Annotated in this window: 24 protein-coding genes and 1 tRNA gene; 19 read left to right on the top strand and 6 right to left on the bottom strand. The window is 60.1% G+C overall.

The genetic code is table 11. From position 1 onward, the window contains the following. Window positions 1–11 precede the first annotated feature (11 nt). The 12 genes from V5E99_RS13925 to V5E99_RS13870 all read left to right on the top strand — a co-directional run bounded on the left by V5E99_RS13925 (window position 12) and on the right by V5E99_RS13870 (window position 10,146). The gene (locus V5E99_RS13925; protein WP_499802944.1) at window positions 12–998 is read left to right on the top strand and encodes an NAD(P)/FAD-dependent oxidoreductase; all 987 of its coding nucleotides are present in this window, start codon (window positions 12–14) and stop codon (window positions 996–998) included. After that, window positions 995–1,210 carry a TIGR02450 family Trp-rich protein gene (locus tag V5E99_RS13920; RefSeq protein WP_499802943.1) on the top strand — a complete coding sequence of 72 codons (216 nt, stop codon included), beginning with the start codon at window positions 995–997 and terminating at the stop codon, window positions 1,208–1,210. Before V5E99_RS13925 ends, V5E99_RS13920 begins: the two co-directional genes overlap by 4 nt. A gap of 205 nt (window positions 1,211–1,415) precedes the next feature. Then, window positions 1,416–2,375, top strand: coding sequence for a YbgA family protein (locus tag V5E99_RS13915; RefSeq protein ID WP_499802942.1), 960 nt, complete (start codon window positions 1,416–1,418; stop codon window positions 2,373–2,375). After that, complete coding sequence (locus V5E99_RS13910) at window positions 2,376–3,317, top strand: MerR family transcriptional regulator (protein ID WP_499802941.1); 942 nt, start codon at window positions 2,376–2,378, stop codon at window positions 3,315–3,317. After that, window positions 3,317–4,783 carry a deoxyribodipyrimidine photo-lyase gene (gene phrB, locus V5E99_RS13905; RefSeq protein WP_499802940.1) on the top strand — a complete coding sequence of 489 codons (1,467 nt, stop codon included), beginning with the start codon at window positions 3,317–3,319 and terminating at the stop codon, window positions 4,781–4,783. Before V5E99_RS13910 ends, phrB begins: the two co-directional genes overlap by 1 nt. Then, entirely contained in the window at window positions 4,776–5,198 is a 423-nt protein-coding gene (locus V5E99_RS13900) for a nuclear transport factor 2 family protein (RefSeq protein ID WP_499802939.1), read from the top strand. Before phrB ends, V5E99_RS13900 begins: the two co-directional genes overlap by 8 nt. Further along, on the top strand, window positions 5,195–5,977 hold the full coding sequence (locus V5E99_RS13895) for an SDR family NAD(P)-dependent oxidoreductase (RefSeq protein ID WP_499802938.1): 783 nt from the start codon (window positions 5,195–5,197) through the stop codon (window positions 5,975–5,977). The genes V5E99_RS13900 and V5E99_RS13895 overlap by 4 nt, the downstream gene beginning before the upstream one ends. Then, complete coding sequence (locus tag V5E99_RS13890; RefSeq protein WP_499802937.1) at window positions 5,974–7,221, top strand: NAD(P)/FAD-dependent oxidoreductase; 1,248 nt, start codon at window positions 5,974–5,976, stop codon at window positions 7,219–7,221. Before V5E99_RS13895 ends, V5E99_RS13890 begins: the two co-directional genes overlap by 4 nt. Continuing rightward, window positions 7,218–8,033, top strand: a complete 816-nt coding sequence (locus tag V5E99_RS13885) for a DUF1365 domain-containing protein (protein WP_499802936.1) — start codon at window positions 7,218–7,220, stop codon at window positions 8,031–8,033. Before V5E99_RS13890 ends, V5E99_RS13885 begins: the two co-directional genes overlap by 4 nt. Further along, window positions 8,020–9,291 (top strand): class I SAM-dependent methyltransferase, encoded by a 1,272-nt coding sequence (locus V5E99_RS13880; protein ID WP_499802935.1) that lies wholly within the window; start codon window positions 8,020–8,022, stop codon window positions 9,289–9,291. Before V5E99_RS13885 ends, V5E99_RS13880 begins: the two co-directional genes overlap by 14 nt. Before the next feature lie 16 nt (window positions 9,292–9,307). Next, complete coding sequence (locus V5E99_RS13875) at window positions 9,308–9,787, top strand: DUF2878 domain-containing protein (protein WP_499802934.1); 480 nt, start codon at window positions 9,308–9,310, stop codon at window positions 9,785–9,787. Between the two features lie 53 nt (window positions 9,788–9,840). Next, window positions 9,841–10,146: a YkgJ family cysteine cluster protein gene (locus V5E99_RS13870; RefSeq protein ID WP_499802933.1), complete on the top strand. Its 306-nt coding sequence runs from the start codon at window positions 9,841–9,843 to the stop codon at window positions 10,144–10,146. Between the two features lie 155 nt (window positions 10,147–10,301). Here V5E99_RS13870 and V5E99_RS13865 read toward each other — a convergent pair whose 3' ends face one another. From V5E99_RS13865 to hemA, 6 genes are all read right to left on the bottom strand, one after another. Then, entirely contained in the window at window positions 10,302–10,820 is a 519-nt protein-coding gene (locus V5E99_RS13865) for an acyloxyacyl hydrolase (protein ID WP_499802932.1), read from the bottom strand. A gap of 122 nt (window positions 10,821–10,942) precedes the next feature. Continuing rightward, window positions 10,943–11,734, bottom strand: a complete 792-nt coding sequence (gene murI, locus V5E99_RS13860) for a glutamate racemase (protein WP_499802931.1) — start codon at window positions 11,732–11,734, stop codon at window positions 10,943–10,945. After that, the gene (locus V5E99_RS13855; RefSeq protein ID WP_499802930.1) at window positions 11,727–12,482 is read right to left on the bottom strand and encodes a molybdopterin-synthase adenylyltransferase MoeB; all 756 of its coding nucleotides are present in this window, start codon (window positions 12,480–12,482) and stop codon (window positions 11,727–11,729) included. The genes murI and V5E99_RS13855 overlap by 8 nt, the downstream gene beginning before the upstream one ends. Continuing rightward, on the bottom strand, window positions 12,476–13,306 hold the full coding sequence (prmC, locus tag V5E99_RS13850; protein ID WP_499802928.1) for a peptide chain release factor N(5)-glutamine methyltransferase: 831 nt from the start codon (window positions 13,304–13,306) through the stop codon (window positions 12,476–12,478). Before prmC ends, V5E99_RS13855 begins: the two co-directional genes overlap by 7 nt. Next, window positions 13,307–14,389 carry a peptide chain release factor 1 gene (prfA, locus tag V5E99_RS13845; protein ID WP_499802927.1) on the bottom strand — a complete coding sequence of 361 codons (1,083 nt, stop codon included), beginning with the start codon at window positions 14,387–14,389 and terminating at the stop codon, window positions 13,307–13,309. Then, window positions 14,386–15,672, bottom strand: a complete 1,287-nt coding sequence (hemA, locus tag V5E99_RS13840; protein WP_499802926.1) for a glutamyl-tRNA reductase — start codon at window positions 15,670–15,672, stop codon at window positions 14,386–14,388. Before hemA ends, prfA begins: the two co-directional genes overlap by 4 nt. A gap of 182 nt (window positions 15,673–15,854) precedes the next feature. Here hemA and V5E99_RS13835 point away from each other — a divergent pair, with 182 nt between their 5' ends. The 7 genes from V5E99_RS13835 to pth all read left to right on the top strand — a co-directional run bounded on the left by V5E99_RS13835 (window position 15,855) and on the right by pth (window position 21,653). Next, a complete protein-coding gene (locus V5E99_RS13835) occupies window positions 15,855–17,579 on the top strand; it encodes a tetratricopeptide repeat protein (protein ID WP_499802925.1) in 1,725 nt (574 codons plus the stop codon). Between the two features lie 10 nt (window positions 17,580–17,589). After that, entirely contained in the window at window positions 17,590–18,201 is a 612-nt protein-coding gene (gene lolB, locus V5E99_RS13830; RefSeq protein ID WP_499802924.1) for a lipoprotein insertase outer membrane protein LolB, read from the top strand. Further along, the gene (gene ispE, locus V5E99_RS13825; RefSeq protein WP_499802923.1) at window positions 18,174–19,055 is read left to right on the top strand and encodes a 4-(cytidine 5'-diphospho)-2-C-methyl-D-erythritol kinase; all 882 of its coding nucleotides are present in this window, start codon (window positions 18,174–18,176) and stop codon (window positions 19,053–19,055) included. The genes lolB and ispE overlap by 28 nt, the downstream gene beginning before the upstream one ends. Window positions 19,056–19,091: 36 nt before the next feature. Continuing rightward, window positions 19,092–19,166: transfer RNA gene (locus V5E99_RS13820), tRNA-Gln, on the top strand. A gap of 58 nt (window positions 19,167–19,224) precedes the next feature. Beyond that, window positions 19,225–20,154 (top strand): ribose-phosphate pyrophosphokinase, encoded by a 930-nt coding sequence (locus V5E99_RS13815; RefSeq protein WP_024164586.1) that lies wholly within the window; start codon window positions 19,225–19,227, stop codon window positions 20,152–20,154. A 141-nt stretch (window positions 20,155–20,295) separates the two neighbouring features. Further along, window positions 20,296–20,898: a 50S ribosomal protein L25/general stress protein Ctc gene (locus V5E99_RS13810; RefSeq protein WP_499802922.1), complete on the top strand. Its 603-nt coding sequence runs from the start codon at window positions 20,296–20,298 to the stop codon at window positions 20,896–20,898. A 170-nt stretch (window positions 20,899–21,068) separates the two neighbouring features. Further along, entirely contained in the window at window positions 21,069–21,653 is a 585-nt protein-coding gene (gene pth / locus V5E99_RS13805; RefSeq protein WP_008037207.1) for an aminoacyl-tRNA hydrolase, read from the top strand. Window positions 21,654–21,669 lie beyond the last annotated feature (16 nt).

Genomic DNA, 21,669 nt, shown 5'->3' with positions numbered 1-21,669 from the left:
ACGAGGCCCCTATGACTGTACCTATCGCAATCATCGGCACCGGCATCGCCGGACTTTCAGCCGCCCAGGCCCTCACGGAGGCCGGGCATGTCGTTCAACTTTTCGATAAAAGCCGTGGCAGCGGCGGTCGCATGTCGAGCAAGCGCAGTGATGCCGGTGCGCTGGACATGGGCGCGCAGTATTTCACGGCACGTGACCGGCGCTTCGTCACCGAAGTCCAGCGTTGGCAAGCCAATGGCTGGGTCGCCGAATGGACCCCACAGCTCTATACGTTCCAGGGCGGGCAGCTCAACCTGTCGCCGGACGAGCAAACCCGCTGGGTCGGTACGCCACGCATGAGCGCCATCACCCGCGCCCTGCTCGGTGACCTGGAAGTGCATTTTGCCTGCCGGATCACCGAGGTCTATCGCGGTGAAGAACACTGGCATTTGCAGGACGCCGAAGGCTTCACCCATGGTCCGTTCAGTCATGTGGTGATCGCCACGCCGGCGCCTCAGGCCACCGCGCTGCTGGCCTCAGCCCCGAAACTCGCGGGCGCCGCTGCCGGGGTCAAAATGGACCCGACCTGGGCCATCGCCCTGGCCTTCGACACCCCGTTGGACACCCCAATGGAAGGCTGCTTTGTGCAGGACAGCCCCCTCGACTGGCTCGCGCGCAACCGCAGTAAACCGGGGCGCGATAACACCAAGGACACGTGGGTACTGCACGCGACCAGCGCCTGGAGCCGGCAACACATCGACCTGTCCAAGGAAGCCGTGATCGAGCAACTGCACGGTGCTTTCGCCGAACTGCTGCACAGCGCGATGCCCGCACCGAGCTTCAGCCTGGCCCACCGCTGGCTCTATGCCCGCCCGGCCAGCAGCCATGAATGGGGCGTGTTGGCCGACGCCGATCTGGGTCTGTATGTGTGCGGCGACTGGTGCCTGTCCGGTCGCGTCGAAGGGGCCTGGCTCAGTGGCCAGGAAGCCGCCCGCCGTTTGCACGAGCACTTGCAGTGAACCGCATCAATCCGAGTAAATTGCTGCTGTCGAAATGGACAGCAGCCCAGCCGAAAAACCGCGAAAAACATTTTCTGGTCACCGAACTGTTTCGGGATGAGGACGGCACAGTGCTGGCGGTTGAACTGCAAGCGGTGTTGACTCAGCGCAGCGAGCGGTTTGAGTGGCAGGCGCTGCGCGACCAAAACCACTGGAAGATGGGCTGGGCGTAGGAGCTGCCGAAGGCTGCGATCTTTTGATCTTGATCTTCAGCCTTATCGACAAGAGCAAGATCAAAAGATCGCAGCCTTCGGCAGCTCCTACGAGGTCGGCCACAAAACCTATACAAACAATTTGACTTGTACACCTTTGAATCTATGATGAAGGCATGTTGTACAGAACCCACGTTCTGTACAGGTTTAGATTCGAGGTGCTTCGATGTCCATTGCTCCCGCCAAACCCAAAATCGCGATCAGCGCCTGCCTGATGGGCGCCGAGGTGCGTTTCAATGGCGGGCACAAGGAGTCGCGCCTGTGCAGTCGGACCCTCGCTGAGTACTTCGATTTCGTTCCGGTGTGCCCGGAAGTCGCCATTGGCCTGGGCATTCCCCGCGAACCGATTCGCCTGGTCGGCGATGCTGATCATCCTGAAGCGGTCGGCACCGTCCACCCCGAAATCAACGTCACCCAGCCGCTCGCCGAGTACGGTCAGAAAATGGCCGCCGAACTGGGCGACATTTGCGGCTACATCTTCATGCAGAAATCCCCGTCCTGCGGCTTGTTGCGGGTCAAGGTCTACCACGCCAACGGCGCGCCTGTGGATGGCGGTGGGCGCGGTATTTATGCCCAGGCCTTTTGCGAACAGCATCCCAATCTGCCCGTGGAAGAAGACGGTCGCCTCAACGACCCGGTGCTGCGGGAGAACTTCCTGACCCGCGTGTTCGCCTACAGCGCCTGGCAACAATTGCTGGAAGAAGGCCTGAGCCGGCGTGGCCTCATCGAATTTCACTCGCGCTACAAATACCTGCTGATGGCCCACAACCCGGTGCAATACAAAACCCTGGGCAACTTGCTGGGCAACATGGGCCAGACCGATCCCAAGGAACTCGGCCCGCGCTATTTCAGCGAGTTGATGGAGGCGCTGAAAAAATGCGCCACCCGCCGCACCCACACCAATGTCCTGCAACACATCAGCGGCTACCTCAAGCAGGCCATCAGCGCTGAAGACAAACGGGAAATGCAGCACGTCATCGGCCAGTACCGCCACGGCATCGTGCCGTTGGTGGTGCCGCTGACGCTGCTCAAACATTACTTTCGCCAACACCCGGACCCGTACATCGCGCAACAGGTTTACCTGCAACCGCACCCGGAAAACCTCAGCCTGCGAAATGCGATCTAAATGAAAAGCACAACCGACACCAGCGCCAGCGAAGACCTGGGCGACGACTTCAAAAAAGCGTTGGACGACGGCTGGCTGCCGATTCGCGAAGTCGCGCGCCAGACCGGCGTCAACGCAGTGACCCTGCGCGCCTGGGAGCGGCGCTACGGCCTGATCGTGCCGCAACGCACGCCCAAGGGGCATCGCTTGTTCTCGGCCGAACACGTGCAACGGATCCTGACGATCCTCACCTGGCTCAATCGCGGCGTGGCCGTCAGCCAAGTCAAGCAACTGCTCGACACCCCGCAGGCCTTCACCGACACCGCCGAAAACGATTGGCACACCCTGCGCCACACCTTGCTTCAAGCGGTGACGCAACTGTCCGAACGGACCCTCGACGACACCGTCAATCAAGCCATGGCGCTGTACCCGCCGCACACCTTGTGCGAACAACTGCTGATGCCGTTGCTGGCAGAACTGGAGCAACGCTGGCAAGGCCAGTTCGGCGCTCAGATGGAACGGGTGTTCTTTTATTCCTGGCTGCGCAGCAAATTTGGCGCGCGCATCTACCATAACAACCGTCAATTGCGCACCGCGCCGCTGCTGCTGATCAATCACTCGGACTTGGCCCTGGAACCGCACCTGTGGCTCACCGCGTGGCTGGTCAGCAGCGCCGACTGCCCGGTGGAGGTCTTCGATTGGCCGCTGCCGTCCGGGGAACTCGCGCTGGCGGTCGATCACCTGCAAGCCCGTGGCGTGCTGCTGTATTCCAGCAAAGCCATGAACCTGTCACAGCTGCCAAAACTGTTGAACGGCATCCACTGCCCGAAAATGATTGTCGGACCAACGGTATGCATCCACCACGCCGAGTTGTCCGTAAGAACCACCGAGATCGCTGATTTGTTCCTGGCCGAAGACCCCTTGGCGGCGCATCAGGACCTGGTTCAGCGCGGGCTAATTTAATGAACAGTTCGGATACCACCATGCAATTGATCTGGCTGCGCAGCGACTTGCGCCTACACGACAACACCGCTCTCTCGGCCGCCGCAGCGCGCGGCCCGACCGTGGCGGTGTATCTGCTGAGTCCGGAGCAATGGCGCGAACATGACGACGCACCGTGCAAAGTGGATTTCTGGCTGCGCAACCTGAGTGAATTGAGCCGGGCGCTGGGCGAGCTCAATATCCCGCTGCTGATCCGCACGGCGCTGCACTGGAACGATGCGCCCCGAGTGCTGCTCGACCTGTGCCGGCAATTGAAGATCAGCGCGGTGCACGTCAACGAGGAATACGGCATCCACGAAACCCGCCGTGACAAAGCCGTGGCCCAAGCGTTGAAAGCCGAGGGCATCGACTTCCACAGTTACCTCGATCAATTGCTGTTCTCGCCGGGCACCGTACTGACCAAGACCGGCACCTACTTCCAGGTGTTCAGCCAGTTCCGCAAAGTCTGCTACGACCGCTTGCGTCGCTCACTGCCGGGCCTCGTGGTCGCACCCGGCGCTCAAGATCCGTTGAGCCTCCATAGCGATGAAATCCCGAAAAATGTCGACGGTTTCGAACCCCCCACCGACAGCCTGATCGCGCTCTGGCCCGCCGGTGAAACCGAAGCCCGGCGCCGTCTCGAGACCTTTGCCGACGCGCAAATCGATTACTACAAAAGTGAACGCGACTTCCCGGCCAAACCCGGCACCAGTCAGCTCTCGGCGTATCTGGCCGCCGGGGTGATTTCCCCGCGCCAGTGTTTGCACGCGGCGCTGCAAAGCAATCAGGGTGAATTCGAAAGCGGCAAGGTCGGCGCGGTCACCTGGATCAACGAGCTGCTGTGGCGTGAGTTCTACAAACACATTCTGGTGGGCTACCCACGGGTTTCGCGGCACCGCGCCTTCCGCCCGGAAACCGAAGCCCTGGCCTGGCGTGATGCACCGGACGAGCTCGCCGCGTGGAAAGAGGCCCGCACCGGCCTGCCGATCATCGACGCGGCCATGCGCCAATTGCTCGAAACCGGTTGGATGCACAATCGCCTGCGCATGGTGGTGGCGATGTTCCTGACCAAGAACCTGCTGATCGACTGGCGTGAAGGCGAGCGCTTTTTCATGCGCCACCTGATCGACGGCGACCTCGCGGCGAACAACGGCGGCTGGCAGTGGAGTTCGTCCACCGGCACCGATTCGGCGCCCTACTTCCGCATCTTCAACCCGCTCAGTCAGTCGGAAAAATTCGACGCCGAAGGCGTGTTCATCAAGCACTGGCTGCCGGAACTGGCCGGGTTGAATAAAAAAGAAGTGCACAACCCGGCGAATGTCGGCGGTTTGTTCGGCGTCGCCGATTACCCGTCGCCCATCGTCAACCTGAGCACTTCGCGCCAACGCGCCTTGGCCGCGTTCAAGAACCTGCCGTCGCGCCAGACTGCCGGAGGGGGTTATGAGTGAGTTTCTGCAGCGCTTTGCCCGGCAGTTTGCGGACCTGAACAAGGACAACCTGCAACGCCTCAATCAGCTCTACACCCACGACGTGCAGTTCACCGATCCGTTGCACGAAGTCCATGGCCTGGTGCAGATGCGCAGTTACTTTGAGGAGCTCTACGCCAACGTCAGCGAATTGCGTTTCGACGTTCACGGCTTCGACCAGGTCGGCGAAGGAGAAGGTTATCTGCGCTGGGTCATGAGCTACTGCCACCCACGCCTGGCCGGTGGCCGGTTGATTCGGGTCGACGGCTGCTCGCACCTGCTCTGGCGCGACAAGGTTTATCGCCACCGGGATTACTTCGATGCCGGGGCCCTGCTTTATGAACATCTACCCGTGTTGGGCCGGGCGATTGCCTGGCTGAAAAGGAGAATGGGATGAGCCTTACACCTCCACGTCGATACTGGTTGACGGGGGCGAGCAGCGGCATTGGCGCCGCGCTGGCCGAAGAAATATTGAAAACCGGTGCGCACCTGGCGGTCAGTGCGCGCTCTGTGGCGTCACTCAAAGTCCTGTCCCAGCGCTATCCGGGGCAAGTGATGGTGGTCGCCGGCGATCTGACCAACAGCCAGACCGTGCGTGAAATCGGCGAGCAGATTACCGCCGACTGGGGCTCGCTGGACACGGTGATCCTCAACGCCGGCACGTGCGAATACGTGGATGCCAAGCAGTTTGATGCGTCGATCATCGAGCACGTGGTGCGCACCAACCTGCTCGCCAGCAGCTATTGCATCGAAGCGGCCCTGCCGTTACTGCGTAAGGGCACCGCGCCGCATCTGGTCGGCGTTGCCAGTTCGGTGACCTACCTGCCACTGCCCCGGGCCGAAGCCTACGGCGCCTCCAAGGCCGGGCTGCGCTACCTGTTCGAATCCCTGCGCATTGACCTGGCGGACGAAGGCATCGAAGTCACCGTGGTCAGCCCCGGTTTTGTCGATACGCCGCTGACCGCGAAAAACGATTTCCCGATGCCGCTCAGTTGGCCGGTGGATAAAGCCGCGCGGCACATCTTCGCCAAGCTCAAGAACCGCCCGCTGGAAATCGCCTTCCCGGCACTGTTCATGGCCGCCCTGTGGCCCCTGTCGAAGCTGCCTAACCGGGTCAAACTGGCGATCGGCAAACGCATGGTCCGCAGCAACCCGCCGATCAAGGATCAACCGTGAACATCGCCATTATCGGCAGCGGCATCTCAGGGCTGACGAGCGCTTACCTGCTCAATCGCAGCCACGAGATCACCCTGTTCGAGGCCGGCGACTGGGTCGGCGGGCACACCCATACGGTGGACGTGACCGTCGATGGCCGGCACTACGCCGTGGACACCGGGTTCATTGTGTTCAACAACTGGACCTACCCGAATTTCATTCGCTTGCTGGGCCAGATCGGCGTGGGTTTCAAACCCACCGAGATGAGTTTCTCGGTCACCGACCCGGATTCAGGGCTGGAGTACAACGGCAACAACCTCAACAGCCTGTTCGCCCAGCGGCGCAATCTGCTGTCGCCGGGGTTCTGGGGCATGTTGCGCGACATCCTGCGCTTCAATAAAGAAGCCCAGCGCGACCTCGAAGAACTGCGGATCGCCGCCGACACCACCCTCGATCAATACCTGAAGGCCGGCGGTTACGGTGAGCGTTTTATCCTGCATTACATCGTGCCGATGGGCGCGGCGATCTGGTCGATGTCCATGGCCGACATGCTCGGTTTTCCGTTGCAGTTCTTCGTGCGGTTTTTCAAGAACCACGGTTTGTTGTCTGTCAGTAATCGTCCGCAATGGTGTGTGATCGAGGGCGGGTCGAGCGCTTATATCGCGCCGCTGACCGCGTCCTTTAAAGACAAGATCCGCCTCAATTGCCCGGTGACTCGCGTCGAGCGTGATGAAGAAGGCGTGGTTATCCACAGCGCCGCCGGCAGCGAGCGCTTCGACAAAGTGGTGTTCGCCTGCCACAGCGATCAAGCCCTCAAACTGCTGGCCAAACCGAGCAGCGCCGAACAGTCGATCCTCGGCGCGCTGCCCTACGCCGACAACGAAGTGGTGCTGCACACCGACACGCGCCTGTTGCCGGAACGCAAACTGGCCTGGGCCAGTTGGAATTATCGACTCGGCGGCGCCGGGCACACCCTGGCCGCCGTGACCTACGACATGAACATCCTGCAAGGCCTCCAGAGCGACACCACGTTCTGCGTCAGCCTCAATCAAAGCGCCGGCATCAACCCGTTCAAAGTGCTCGCCAAATACACCTACGCCCATCCGCAATACAGCCTCAAAGCCGTGGCGGCGCAGCAACGCTGGGAAGAATTGGACGGCGTGCAGCACACCTATTATTGCGGCGCGTATTGGGCCAACGGCTTTCACGAAGACGGCGTGGTCAGCGGCTTGCGCGTGGCCCGCTCGCTTGGAGAGCTGCTGTGAACAGCGCCCTCTACAGCGGCTGGATCGCCCATCGGCGGTTTGCGCCACGGCGCCATGAATTCCGTTACCGGATCGGGCTGCTGTACTTGGACCTCGACGAACAGGACGCGGTACTCGGCTTGTCTCCGCTGTCGGGCCACAGCCGCTTTGCGCCGTTTTCCTTTCGTGAGAGCGACTACTTGAAGGCCTTCACCGGCACCGGCATGCGCTTGATCGACGCGGTGCGCCAGCAGGTCGGCCAAGCCATCGGCCATGCGCCCATGGGCTCGATCTGCTTGCTGACCCAGGCACGCAGTTGGGGCCTGTCGTTCAACCCGGTGAGTTTCTTCTATTGCCACGAAGCCGACGGCCAACTGGCAGCGATTCTTTGCGAAGTCACCAACACCCCGTGGCGCGAACGGTATCACTACGTGTTGCCGGCCAAGGCGCCGGAAACCCTGAGCGATTTCCACCAGCACTTCGCCGTGGCCAAGGCCTTTCATGTGTCGCCGTTTCTGCCCCGGGATCTGGAATACCGCATGAGCTTCAGTCCTGCCGCGCAAAAGCTTGGCGTGCACATGGCCGACTGGCAGGGCGAACTGAAACTGTTCGACGCCACGCTCAACCTGCAACGCGAGCCCCTGGATCGCGCCAGCCTGCACCGTTACTTGCGGCGCTTTCCGTGGATGACCGCGAAAACCTGCCTGGCGATTTATTGGCAGGCGATTCGCCTGTTGCTCAAACGCACACCGATTTTTGCTCATCAGGCTGCCGATGGCAGCTTTCAAACCGCCATCGTCCCTCCAAAGGATCGCCGTCATGAAATCCTCTAGCGTTTCGGTCAAAGCCCCCCTGCTCAGCACCAACGGCTTGTCCGGTTCGCTGCTGCGCCGGGGCGTGTTGCGTCAATTGGCACACCTCAAACACGGGCAACTGGTGGTGGTCGAGGACGGCGAACGCCACGTTTTCGGCACGGCGGGCGATCATCTGCTGGGGGAAATTCATATCCTCGATGCGTCGGTCTGGGGCCTGGTGGCGAGCAACGGTTCGATCGGCGCCGGTGAGGCGTTTATCCACGGCTACTGGAGTTCGCCGGACCTGACCGCCGTGGTGCGGGTGTTCGTCAGCAACCTGGAAGTGCTGGATGCGCTGGAGGGTGGCCTGGCCAAACTCAGTCGGCCGTTTGTGCAGGGCCTGCATTGGCTCAACCGCAATACCCGCAAAGGCTCGCAGAAAAACATCGCGGCGCATTACGACCTGGGCAATGACCTGTTCGAACAGTTTCTCGACCCGACCATGATGTATTCGGCGGCGCAATTCCTCAGCCCCGACGACAGCCTGGAACAAGCACAACTGAACAAACTGGAGCGCATCTGCCAGAAACTCGCCTTGAAACCCGGCGATCACCTGCTGGAAATCGGCACCGGTTGGGGCAGCATGGCGCTGTACGCCGCGCAGAATTACGGCTGCAAAGTCACCACCACCACGCTCTCCAAGGAACAGTACGCGTTCACCGCCCAGCGGATCGAAGCCCTGGGTTTGCAGGATCAAGTGACGTTGCTGCTCTCCGATTACCGCGACCTCACCGGGCAGTACGACAAACTGGTGTCCATCGAGATGATCGAAGCGGTGGGCCATCGCTTCCTGCCGACTTACTTCAAGCAATGCGCGCACCTGCTCAAGAGCAACGGCTTGATGCTGTTGCAGGCGATCACCATCCGCGACCAGCGCTACGAACAAGCCAAGACCAGTGTCGATTTCATCCAGCGCTACATCTTCCCCGGCGGCGCCTTGCCCTGTGTGCAGAAGATGCTGGAAATCGTCAGCCGCGACACCGACATGAACCTGCTGCACATGGAGGATTTCGGCCTGCACTACGCCCGAACCTTACGCCTGTGGCATGAGAATTTTCGCCGCGCCCACGGTCGCTTGAGCGAATTGGGCTACGACGATTACTTCCTGCGGCTGTGGGAGTTTTACCTGTGCTACTGCGAAGGGGGCTTTCTGGAGCGCACCATTGGCACCGCGCAATTGTTGCTGGCCAAACCGGCGGCGATGCCGGCGCCACTGCTCGGCCGTTTCGATGCTTGAACGTCTGGCGAATGCCGTGCTTTTCCAAGTCGGCTGGTTCGCCTGCGTGGTCGGCGGCAACAGCCTGTGGTTGCTGGTGGCTCTGGCGGCGCTGGTGATTCATCTGCTGTGGATAAGTCGTTGGGTCGATGAGGGCCGACTGATCCTGAGCGTGGTCCTGCTGGGCACCACCGTCGACAGTTCGTTGCGCTGGCTGGGGGTGTTCGACTTCACCGACGTCGCGCCGTTGATTCCGCTGTGGCTGATGCTGCTGTGGGCGTTGCTGGCGACCACGTTGCGCCACTGCTTGCTGTGGAGCGCCCGCCCCTTATGGCTGGCCAGCCTGTTGGGCGCCATCGGTGGGCCGCTGTCGTATTACGCCGGCAGCCGATTGGCGGGCGTGCACTTTCCCTACGGCCAGATGCCAACGCTGATCGGCATCGGACTACTCTGGGCAATGCTGTTTCCGACGCTGCATTTCATGGCCCAACGGCTGGCGGCGGATCACCGCGACTGAGCGTCCGTCAGGCCTTTCACACAGTAACGGTCGACTGCCTTACACTGCGCCCCATGAAAACCATCCCCCACACGCAAATCGCCGAACCGGCGGTCACTTGCTCGACGTGCTCGGCCTGCTGCTGCCAGCTCGAAGTCATGCTGATCACCGAAACCGGCGTGCCCGAACGCTACATCGATACCGATGACTGGGGCGGGGAAGTGATGTTACGGCTGGATGACGGCTGGTGCGCGGCGCTGGATCGCAACACGATGATGTGCACGATCTACGAAAAACGCCCGCTGATCTGTCGGGAGTTTGAGACGGGGTCGCCGGAGTGCATGGAAGAGCGTCAGGGGATTGTGTCGGTTTATCGGTAAATCGAAGCCACCGACAACCCAATGTGTGGGGCTTGCTCGCGAAAGCGGTCTAATTCAACATCACTGCCGAATGTTAAGACACCTTCGCGGGCAAGCCTCGCTCCTACGGATCACCGAACCTGTAGGAGCGAGGCTTGCCCGCGAAGCTTTTGACGTTACAACGGCATCGTGTAGTGCAGCGAGTAACTTTCCACACCGTCGTTATTGCTGTTCAGCCCGGCATTGGAATAGTGCGTCGCACGAATCCCGACTTCATGCCCACCCGCAAAGCGCAGCCCGAACCCGAAGCGGTCTTCGAACTGAAAGGCCTGGCCAATGTTGTTGTCTTCCAGTTGGGTGTTGGAGAACAACGCCACGCCAATCCCGGCCTCCACATACGGTTTAACGTTTTGCCCGGCAAACTCGTAAACAAACACCGGGGCGAACGACAGGCTGCTGGTGCCTGAAGTCTTGTCACCATCCCAATAGGTGTAGGCGCCGCTCCAGTAACCGGTCACGCGACCGACATCACTTTGCAGCCAACTCTGATCCCAATTGAATTGCAGGCCCAACCGGTAGGTCATGGTCGAATCGCTGGTCTGTCCGACCCCGAACTCCACGCCAGCCGCTTGTGCGGTCAAACTTTGCCCCATGAGTGCGGCCGCAATCGCGGCCAAGCAGAATAGTCGCTTCATTAGAAACATCCTTTTCCGGAACGATTTCGTGTGGTTTTTTTTGTAGCTCAACAGACACAGCTATAGAAGTCGGCGCTTTATCAGAAGTTCACCCCAATTTCACGGTTGCCCCCGGCTTTTTTCTAGTACTTGAAGCTTTGCACAACGCCAGCCGTATTCCACAGTATCGGCAAGATATTTCTAAAATGTTCCGGGTCGGCACTCGTCCAGAACTGCGCGGGACGAACCGGGCCCACAGCGAGCAATTCCCTCTCGGCCAACAAGCGTTGCAGTTGCCGCGCCACAGCCGCACCGGTGTCGATCAGGCTGATGTGCTCCGGGATCATCTGCTTAAGCAGGGGCTTTAGAAAGGGGTAGTGCGTGCAGCCGAGAATGATTGTGTCGGCGCCGGCGGCGAGCAGCGGTTCGACATACCCCTGCAGCAACTGGCGCAAGGTCGGGCTGTGCAGGTCGCCACTTTCAATCAGCTCCACCAGACCGGGGCAAGGCTGGGTGATCACACGAACATCCGTGGCGAAGCGGTCCAGCAGCGCCGCGAACTTGGCGCTCTGCAAGGTGCCGGTGGTGGCCAGCACACCGACCACGCCCGTGCGGGTCGCCGCTGCGGCCGGTTTGACCGCAGGTTCCATGCCGACGATGGGCCATTCGGGATAATCGCGACGCAAATTGGCCACGCCGGCCACGGTGGCGGTGTTACAGGCCAGCACCAACGCTTTGGCGCCCTGCTGCTGGAAGAACTCGGCGATGACGCTGCAGCGCTGCTGAATGAAGGCCGGGGTTTTCTCGCCGTAAGGGATATTCCCGCAATCGGCGACATACAACAGCGACTCATTGGGCAGCAAACGCTGGATCTCGGCCAGCACCGACAGCCCACCGACGCCGGAGTCGAACACGCCAATCGGCGCTTCACGCATGGGCCGGACCACACACGCTGCAACCCGGATCACGCTTGACCCGCAACTCACGGAAGCGTGTGCCCAAGGCATCGATCAACAACAAGCGCCCTACCAATGGCTCGCCGAAACCGGCCAGCAACTTGAGCGCTTCGAGGGCTTGCAGGCTGCCGACCAGGCCCACCAACGGACCGATCACCCCGGCTTCGCTACACGTCAGTTCGGCTTCGCTGCCGTGCCCGTATAAGCAGTGGTAGCACGGACTTTCCGGACGGCGCGGGTCAAACACTGACAATTGCCCTTCCAGACGAATTGCCGCACCACTGACCAGCGGTTTGCCCGCCGCCACACACGCCGCGTTGACCGCTTCACGGGTGGAGAAATTGTCGGAGCAGTCGAGCACCAGATCCACCGCCGCCACCGCAGCGGCCAGGGAATCTTCATCCAGCGCCGCGCGATGGGCGACCAGTTGAATCTCGGGGTTGATCGCGCTCAAACGGCGGATCGCCGAATCGACCTTGCTCACGCCGACGCTGTCGGTGTCGTGGATGATCTGGCGTTGCAGGTTGGTCAGGTCGACCGTGTCGAAGTCCGCCAGGTGCAGCTCACCGACACCGGCCGCCGCCAGGTACAGCGCCACTGGCGAGCCAAGACCGCCGAGCCCGACGATCAGTACACGGCTTTCTTTAAGCCGCAATTGACCGTCGATGTCGACGTGTTGCAACAGAATCTGTCGGCTGTAGCGCAACAACTCCTGATCATTCAGCACGGCAGGCGCCCCAGGCTGATCCGTTGGTGACCGCCCAGATCGGTGCGGCTGTGGACGTCTTCAAAACCGCGAGTCAGCAGCAAATCGCGCACCGCCTCGGCTTGATCGTAACCGTGTTCCAGCATCAACCAGCCGCCCGCGTCGAGATAGTCCGGTGCCTGGGCGACGATCAAACGCAAATCGTCGAGCCCGTCGACACCGGCGACCAAGGCACTGGCCGGTTCGAAACGCACGTCACCTTCCACCAGATGCGGATCGGCGGAAGCGATGTAAGGCGGGTTACTGATGATCAGTTGGAAACGCTGGCCTTCCAGGGCGCTGAACCAATGGCTGCTCAGCACGGTGGCGTTGTTCAGGTGCAGACGCTGGCGATTGCGCTCGGCCAGGGCCACGGCTTCGAGCACACGGTCCACGGCGGTAACGCTCCAGGCTGGACGCTCGCTGGCCAGGGCCAACGCGATTGCGCCGCTGCCCGTACCGAGGTCGAGAACCTTGGCGGGGGTGGCCGGCAACAGTTCCAGCGCGGCTTCCACCAGCAGTTCGGTGTCCGGGCGCGGGATCAGCGTGTGCGGCGCGACTTCCAGATCAAGCTTCCAGAAACCTTGCTGACCGAGGATGTAAGCCACTGGCTCACCGCCGCGACGCCGCTGCAAGTAGCTGGCAAACATCAGCGCCGCTTCGCTCGGCACGATGCGCTCGGGCCAGGTGTGCAGGAAGCTGCGGGACTTGCCCAGGGCAGCGGCCAGCAACAGTTCGGCATCGAGACGCGCCGTCGGCGAGTCGGGGAGTTCAGCAGCACGCAACAAACTGGCAATGATGGTCATTTATTCACCTATCGCCGCCAATTGGTCGGCCTGGTACTCGGCCAACAACGGCTCGATCACTGCATCGACGCCACCGGCGAGGATTTCGTCGAGGGAATACAGCGTCAGGTTGACCCGGTGGTCGGTGACCCGGCCCTGGGCAAAGTTGTAGGTGCGAATTCGTTCGGAGCGATCCCCCGAACCCACCAGCAACTTGCGTTCGCTGGCGATGGCATTCGCGGCGGCGCTGGTCTGCTGGTCGTTGAGTTTGGCCGACAGCCAGGACATCGCCCGGGCGCGGTTCTTGTGCTGGGAACGTTCTTCCTGGCACTCCACGACAATCCCGGACGGCAAGTGCGTGATGCGGATCGCCGAGTCGGTTTTGTTGACGTGCTGACCACCGGCCCCGGAAGACTTGTAAGTGTCGATGCGCAAGTCGGACGGGTTGATCTCGATCGCTTCCTGCTCGTCCGGTTCGGGCAACACCGCCACGGTGCAGGCCGAGGTGTGGATGCGGCCCTGTGATTCAGTCGCCGGAACCCGCTGCACACGGTGCGCACCGGATTCGAATTTCAGCTTGCCGTAGACATTCTCGCCTTCGACCCGGGCGATGACTTCTTTAAAGCCGCCGTGCTCACCGATGTTCTCCGAGAGAATTTCCACCCGCCAGCCACGTCGTTCGGCGTAACGCGAATACATGCGAAACAGGTCACCGGAGAAAATCGCCGCCTCGTCACCGCCAGTGCCGGCGCGAATTTCGAGGAACACGTTGCGTCCGTCGTTCGGGTCCTTGGGCAGCAGCATGCGTTGCAACCGGGATTCGATTTCGATCAGTTGCTCTTTGGCTTCGCGGACTTCTTCCACGGCCATTTCGCGCATGTCCGGGTCGCTGTCCTTGAGCAAGGCCTGGGCGCCTTCGAGGTCGCCCTGCACTTTCAGCAGTTGTTTATACGTTTCGACAATCGGTTCGACTTCCGCGTATTCCTTGGAATAGGCGCGGAATTTGGCCTGATCGGAAATGACTTCGCCATCGCCAAGCAGCGCGGTCAGTTCCTCGAAACGGTCCTGGAGGATGTCCAGCTTGTTAAGCAGTGACGCTTTCATTGCAGTTTTTTATCCGAGCTATCCGACGAGCCCTCACCGAGGGCAAAGAGTTCCTGGGCCATGGCCAGCGCATCGAGGCGGCCTTCGGCAGTCAACTTTTTCAACTGTACGCTGGGCGCGTGCAACAGCTTGTTGGTCAAGCCACGGGCCAGTTGCACCAGCACATCTTCGGCGCTGGTGCCGTTGGCCAAGCTGCGCTGGGCTTTTTGCAATTCTTCGTCACGCAGGCGTTCGCTCTGCTGACGGTAGGCCTTGAGCACATCCACCGCCGCCAGTTCGCGCAGGCGCACCATGAAGTCATCGGCGCCGATCGACACCATTTCTTCCGCCGCCTGGGCTGCGCCCTGGCGACTCTTGAGGTTTTCGGCGACCACTTCGTGCAGATCGTCGACGCTGTAGAGGTAAACGTCGTCGAGTTCGCCGACTTCAGGCTCGATGTCCCGGGGAACGGCGATATCGACCATGAAGATCGGTTTGTGCTTGCGCAGCTTCAAGGCACTTTCCACCGCACCCTTGCCGAGGATCGGCAACTGGCTGGCGGTGGAGCTGATCACGATGTCGCTGCGCACCAGTTCGGCCGGGATATCCGAGAGCAAGACCGCGTGGGCGCCGAACTGTTCGGCCAGGATGCTCGCGCGTTCCAGGGTACGGTTGGCGACGACGATGCGCTTGACCCCCAGCTCATGCAGATGACGGGCGACCAGGGTGATGGTCTCACCGGCGCCGATCAGCAAGGCCTGGCTGCGTTGCAAGTCGCTGAAAATCTGTTTCGCCAGGCTCACCGCAGCAAACGCCACGGACACCGGGTTTTCGCCGATGGCCGTGTCGGTGCGCACCTGTTTGGCCGCATTGAACGTGGCCTGGAACAAACGCCCCAGCAACGGACCGATGGTGCCGGCCTCCCGCGCCACGGCGTAGGCCGATTTCATCTGGCCGAGAATCTGCGGTTCGCCCAACACCAGGGAATCGAGCCCGGAGGCGACCCGCATCATGTGACGAACTGCCGCATCATCTTCGTGCACATAAGCGCTGGCGCGCAGCTCGTCGATGCTCAAATGATGATAATCGGCCAGCCAGCGCAGGATGATGTCCGCCGAAAGGTGATCCTGTTCGATGTACAGCTCACTGCGATTGCAGGTGGAAAGGATCGCAGCTTCGCGGCTGTCGGTGAGTCGGCAGAGCTGTTGCAAGGCCTCCACCAACTGCTCAGGGGTAAAGGCCACGCGCTCGCGGACGTCTACTGAAGCAGTCTTGTGGTTAATACCGAGTGCAAGAAAGGCCATTCAAGGTCGCTGATAGTGACGTGAAGCCGGCAATTGTCCTACTTCGACAGAGACAGAACAACTACCGCTGACTATTGTCCCAATCACCTGCCCCTATAAAGGCAGCAACTGAGACTCGGTTATGTTTGGCCGAAGGCTTGTGTCATGATGATCCGACCGCAGGTTAGTCGTCCTTCTCCTATATGAATAGATCTTCCGCGTTGCTCCTCGCTTTTGTCTTCCTCAGCGGCTGCCAGGCCTTGGCACCCGTGTCGTCGGACGGTACGCCGCCGACTGAAGACAGCACTCCGGCCCCTGAAAAGCCCAAGGTTTACAGCTCATTCAGTGAAGAAACCATCTTCAGCCTGTTGAGCGCCGAACTGGCTGGCCAACGCAATCGTTTCGACATTGCGCTGGACAACTACGTGACCCAGGCCATCAACACTCAGGACCCGGGCATTTCCGAACGGGCATTCCGCATCGCCGAATACCTGGGCGCCGATCAGGCCGCCCTGGATACCGCGCTGATCTGGGCCAGAAACGCCCCGGATGACCTTGAAGCGCAACGGGCGGCGGCCGTGCAACTGGCGCGCGCCGGGCGCTATGACGACTCCATGGTGTATATGGAGAAAGTCCTGCAAGGCAAGGGCGACACGCATTTCGACTTTCTGGCCCTGTCCGCTGCGGACACCGACCAGGACACGCGCAATGGCCTGATGAAAAGTTTTGACCGTTTGTTGCAGCGTCACCCCAAGAACGGTCAGCTGATTTTCGGCAAAGCCTTGCTGATGCAACAGGACGGCGACGCCAAAGGTGCATTGACCCTGCTGGAAGACAATCCGCCGGAAGCCGGCGAGATTGCCCCAATCCTGCTGCGCGCGCGCCTGCTGCAAACACTCAACCGTGGCGGCGAAGCCCTGCCGCTGCTGCAAAAAAGCATCAAGAAATACCCGGACGACAAACGCCTGCGCCTGACTTACGCGCGCATGCTGGTCGAACAGGACCGCATGGATGACGCCAAGGTCGAGTTCTCCAGCCTGGTTCAGCAGTACCCGGAAGACGACGAGTTGCGTTATTCCCTGGCGCTGGTGTGCCTGGAAGCCAAGGCCTGGGACGAGGCCAAGGGTTACCTGGAAGACCTGATTGCCCGGGAAAGCCATGTCGATTCGGCGCACCTGAACCTGGGCCGGATCGCTGAAGAGCGCAACGACCCGCAAGGCGCACTGATCGAGTACGCCCAGGTCGGCCCCGGCAACGATTACCTGCCTGCGCAATTGCGCCAGGCCGATATCCTGATGAACAACGGCAAGACCGCCGAAGCCCAAAGCAAACTCGCGGCCGAGCGTGATGCCCAACCGGACTACGCGATTCAGCTGTACCTGATCGAAGCCGAAACCCTGTCCGCCAATAAACAGGGCGACAAGGCCTGGGGCGTCCTGCACAAGGCCTTGCAGCAATACCCGGACGATCTGAATCTGCTCTACACCCGGGCCATGCTCGCGGAAAAACGCAATGACCTCGCGCAGATGGAGCAAGACCTGCGCCTGATCATCAAGCGCGACCCGGACAATGCGATGGCGTTGAACGCCCTCGGCTACACCCTGTCCGACCGCACGACCCGTTATGAAGAAGCCAAGGCCCTGATCGAACACGCGCACCAGCTCAATCCGGAAGACCCGGCGGTACTCGACAGCCTCGGCTGGGTGAATTTCCGCCTGGGTAATCTTGATGAAGCCGAACGCTTGCTGCGTCAGGCCCTGGAGCGCTTCCCCGATCAGGAAGTCGCCGCTCACCTGGGTGAAGTCCTGTGGGCCAACGGCAAACAGCGCGAAGCCAAGCAAATCTGGGGCAAGTTCCTCAAGGATCAGCCCGATAGCCCTACCCTGCGCGGCACCATCAAGCGCCTGACCGGATCAGAGACTCTTTAAGATTATGTTTTTGCGCCACGTAATTGTTTTCAGCTTTATCGCCCTGCTCGCCGGTTGCGCGGGTTTCGGTGCCCGCGAATCGGTCCAGGGTCAAGGCAACCCGGTCCAATGGAACGCGTACAAACAGCAAATGACCGGCCTCGATGGCTGGCAGATCAACGGCAAGATTGGCATTCGCGCTCCCAAGGATTCGGGCAGCGGCACGCTGTTCTGGCTGCAGCGCCAGGATTATTACGACATCCGCCTCTCCGGCCCGCTGGGTCGCGGCGCGGCACGTCTGACCGGGCGTCCGGGCAAGGTTTCGCTGGAAGTCGCCAACCAGGGCCGCTATGACGCCACCTCCCCAGAAACCTTGCTTGAAGAGCAATTGGGCTGGAAATTGCCGGTGTCGAATCTCGCCTGGTGGGTTCGCGGACTGCCGTCCCCGAGCAGCAAAAGCCGCCTGACCCTGGACACCGACAGCCGTTTGGCCAGCCTTGAACAGGATGGCTGGCAGGTGGAATACCTGAGTTACGCCGAACAAAACGGCTATTGGCTGCCCGAGCGGATCAAACTGCACGGCACAGACCTTGATGTCACGCTGGTGATCAAGGAATGGCAACCACGCAAACTGGGGCAGTGACCATGACCGTTGCGCGCTTGACGCTGCCCTCCCCGGCCAAACTCAACCTGATGCTGCACATTCTTGGGCGCCGTGAAGACGGATACCACGAGTTGCAAACGATTTTTCAGTTCCTCGATTACGGCGACGAGATCACTTTCGCCGTTCGCGATGACGGCGTGATTCGTTTGCACACCGAATTCGACGGCGTGCCTCATGACAGCAATCTGATTGTTCGAGCGGCGAAAAAACTTCAGGAGCAATCCGGCTGTGCGCTCGGCGTCGACATCTGGATCGAAAAAATCCTGCCCATGGGCGGTGGAATCGGCGGCGGCAGTTCAAATGCCGCGACGACACTGCTTGGCCTCAATCACCTTTGGCAACTGGGCTGGGATGAAGATCGACTGGCCGCGCTGGGCCTGACCCTGGGCGCCGACGTCCCGGTTTTCGTGCGCGGGCATGCGGCTTTCGCCGAGGGTGTCGGAGAGAAACTCACCCCTGTAGACCCCGAAGAACCGTGGTATCTGGTGCTGGTACCGCAAGTATCTGTAAGTACAGCAGAAATTTTTTCAGATCCTTTGTTGACACGTAACTCTTCTCCCATTAAAGTGCGCCCCGTTCCCAAGGGAAACAGTCGTAATGACTGCTTACCGGTAGTAGCAAGACGTTATCCAGAGGTACGTAACGCCTTGAATTTGTTAGGTAAATTTACCGAAGCAAAACTCACCGGAACTGGAAGTTGTGTGTTTGGGGGCTTCCCAAGCAAAGCTGAAGCTGATAAAGTCTCGGCCCTTCTTACAGAGACCCTTACAGGGTTTGTAGCAAAGGGAAGCAACGTTTCGATGTTGCATCGCAAGCTGCAAAATCTGCTCTAAAGGAATCGATTACTGGGTAATCGTTGCAACAGATACAGGGGCGTCGCCAAGCGGTAAGGCAGCAGGTTTTGATCCTGCCATGCGTTGGTTCGAATCCAGCCGCCCCTGCCATTTTCCTATACTCATCCAGGTTACCCTCAGCCTTCAGGTACTGCGCGTGTCCAAGATGATGGTCTTTACGGGGAACGCTAACCCCGATCTGGCTCGACGTGTCGTACGTCAGCTGCATATCCCTCTCGGTGACATCTCAGTCGGTAAGTTTTCCGACGGCGAGATTACAGCCGAGATCAATGAAAACGTCCGCGGTAAAGATGTTTTCATTATTCAGCCGACTTGCGCTCCGACCAACGATAACCTGATGGAACTGGTAGTGATGGCTGATGCCTTCCGCCGCTCCTCGGCTACTCGTATCACTGCTGTTATTCCTTACTTTGGTTATGCCCGTCAGGATCGCCGTCCGCGTTCCGCACGTGTGGCTATCAGCGCGAAAGTCGTCGCTGACATGCTTACCGTAGTCGGCATCGATCGTGTTCTCACGGTTGATTTGCATGCTGACCAAATCCAGGGTTTCTTCGATATTCCGGTAGATAACATCTACGGCTCCCCGGTATTGGTGGATGACATTGAAGATCAGCGCTTTGAGAACCTGATGATTGTGTCCCCGGACATTGGTGGCGTCGTGCGTGCACGTGCCGTTGCCAAATCCCTGGGCGTGGATCTCGGGATCATCGACAAACGCCGTGAGAAAGCCAATCACTCTGAAGTGATGCATATCATCGGTGATGTCGAAGGGCGCACCTGTATTCTGGTCGATGACATGGTCGATACCGCCGGCACTCTGTGCCATGCGGCGAAGGCCCTGAAAGAGCATGGCGCTGCCAAGGTTTTCGCCTACTGCACACACCCTGTGCTGTCCGGTCGGGCGATCGAAAACATTGAAAATTCCATGCTGGACGAACTGGTGGTGACTAACACCATCCCGTTGTCCGCTGCTGCTCAAGCCTGCTCGCGTATCCGTCAACTGGATATCGCGCCGGTAGTTGCCGAGGCGGTCCGCCGCATCAGCAATGAAGAATCGATCAGCGCGATGTTCCGCTAAGGGCCCTGCCCTTCTCGAATGTCTCGTTGACGAAAAGCGCCCCGCCCCGGCATTCCTGCCGGGGCGGGGCTTTTTTGCCCATATCGCCTTTAGCGCTGGTCGCAACCGCTGGGGCGAATGTGGTTATTTTGGAGATACAACATGAACGATTTTACTCTGAATGCTGAAGTGCGTTCCGACCTGGGGAAAGGTGCGAGCCGCCGCCTGCGTCGTCTCGCAAGCCTGGTTCCAGCTGTAGTTTACGGTGGCGAAAAAGCCCCTGAATCCATCAGCATGCTGGCTAAAGAAGTTGCCAAACTGCTCGAAAACGAAGCGGCTTACAGCCACATCATCGAGCTGAACGTTGGTGGCACCAAGCAAAACGTAATCATCAAAGCTCTGCAGCGCCACCCGGCTAAAGGCCACGTGCTGCACGCTGACTTCGTACGCGTTGTAGCTGGCCAGAAACTGACCGCTACCGTACCTGTACACTTCGTTGGCGAAGCTGCTCCGATCAAGAAAGGCGGCGAGATTTCGCACGTTATCGCTGAAGTCGAAGTGACTTGCCTGCCGAAAGACCTGCCTGAATTCATCGAAGTTGACCTGGCTGACGCCGAAGTCGGTTCGATCATTCACCTGTCCGACCTCAAAGCCCCTAAAGGCGTTGAGTTTGTTGCTCTGGCTCACGGTAATGACCTGGCTGTTGCCAACGTTCACGCTCCACGTGTTGCTCCAGAAGCTACCGAAGAAGGCGCAGCAGAGTAATTCACTCTGTGAAGCCGGAGTGATCAAGTAACATCGCGGACTGGAACGTAGCGAGAAAGCGGGCGAGAACGCGGAGTTTACATAATGGTAAATGAGCACTTGTCGTCCACTTTCGCCGCACACGCTGGTTGCAGCGATGTTATCCACCACTCCAAGGAAGGGCCCCTATCGTGACTGCCATCAAACTGATCGTTGGCCTGGGAAATCCAGGCGCTGAATACGAACAGACCCGGCATAACGCAGGGGCCCTTTTTGTTGAGCGCATCGCGAACGCACAAGGCGTAAACCTTGTGGCGGATCGCAAATATTTCGGCCTGACCGGGCGCTATTCGCATCAGGGTCAGGATGTTCGTCTGCTGATTCCCACCACCTACATGAACCGCAGCGGCCAGGCCGTGGCGGCACTCGCCGGTTTCTTCCGCATCAAGCCTGAAGAAATCCTGGTGGCGCATGACGAACTCGACCTGCCTCCGGGCGTTGCCAAACTCAAACAGGGCGGCGGCCACGGCGGTCACAACGGGTTGCGCGACATCATCGCGCAACTGGGCAATCAGAATACCTTTTACCGCTTGCGGCTTGGCATTGGCCACCCGGGCGTTGCGAGTATGGTTTCAAATTTCGTCCTGGGTCGTGCGCCACGCGCCGAACAGGAAAAACTCGATGCCAGCATCGACTTTGCCCTCGGCGTGCTGCCGGATATCCTCGCCGGGGAATGGAACCGCGCGATGAAAAACCTGCACAGCCAGAAGGCCTGACTCACTCCTCGGGGAA

It is taken from the genome of Janthinobacterium sp. LPB2021202312-11-4, from assembly GCF_037049705.1.
Classification (GTDB): domain Bacteria; phylum Pseudomonadota; class Gammaproteobacteria; order Pseudomonadales; family Pseudomonadaceae; genus Aquipseudomonas.
Note: the sequence above shows the minus strand (reverse complement) of the source record. Positions and strands in the feature narration are given on the sequence as shown.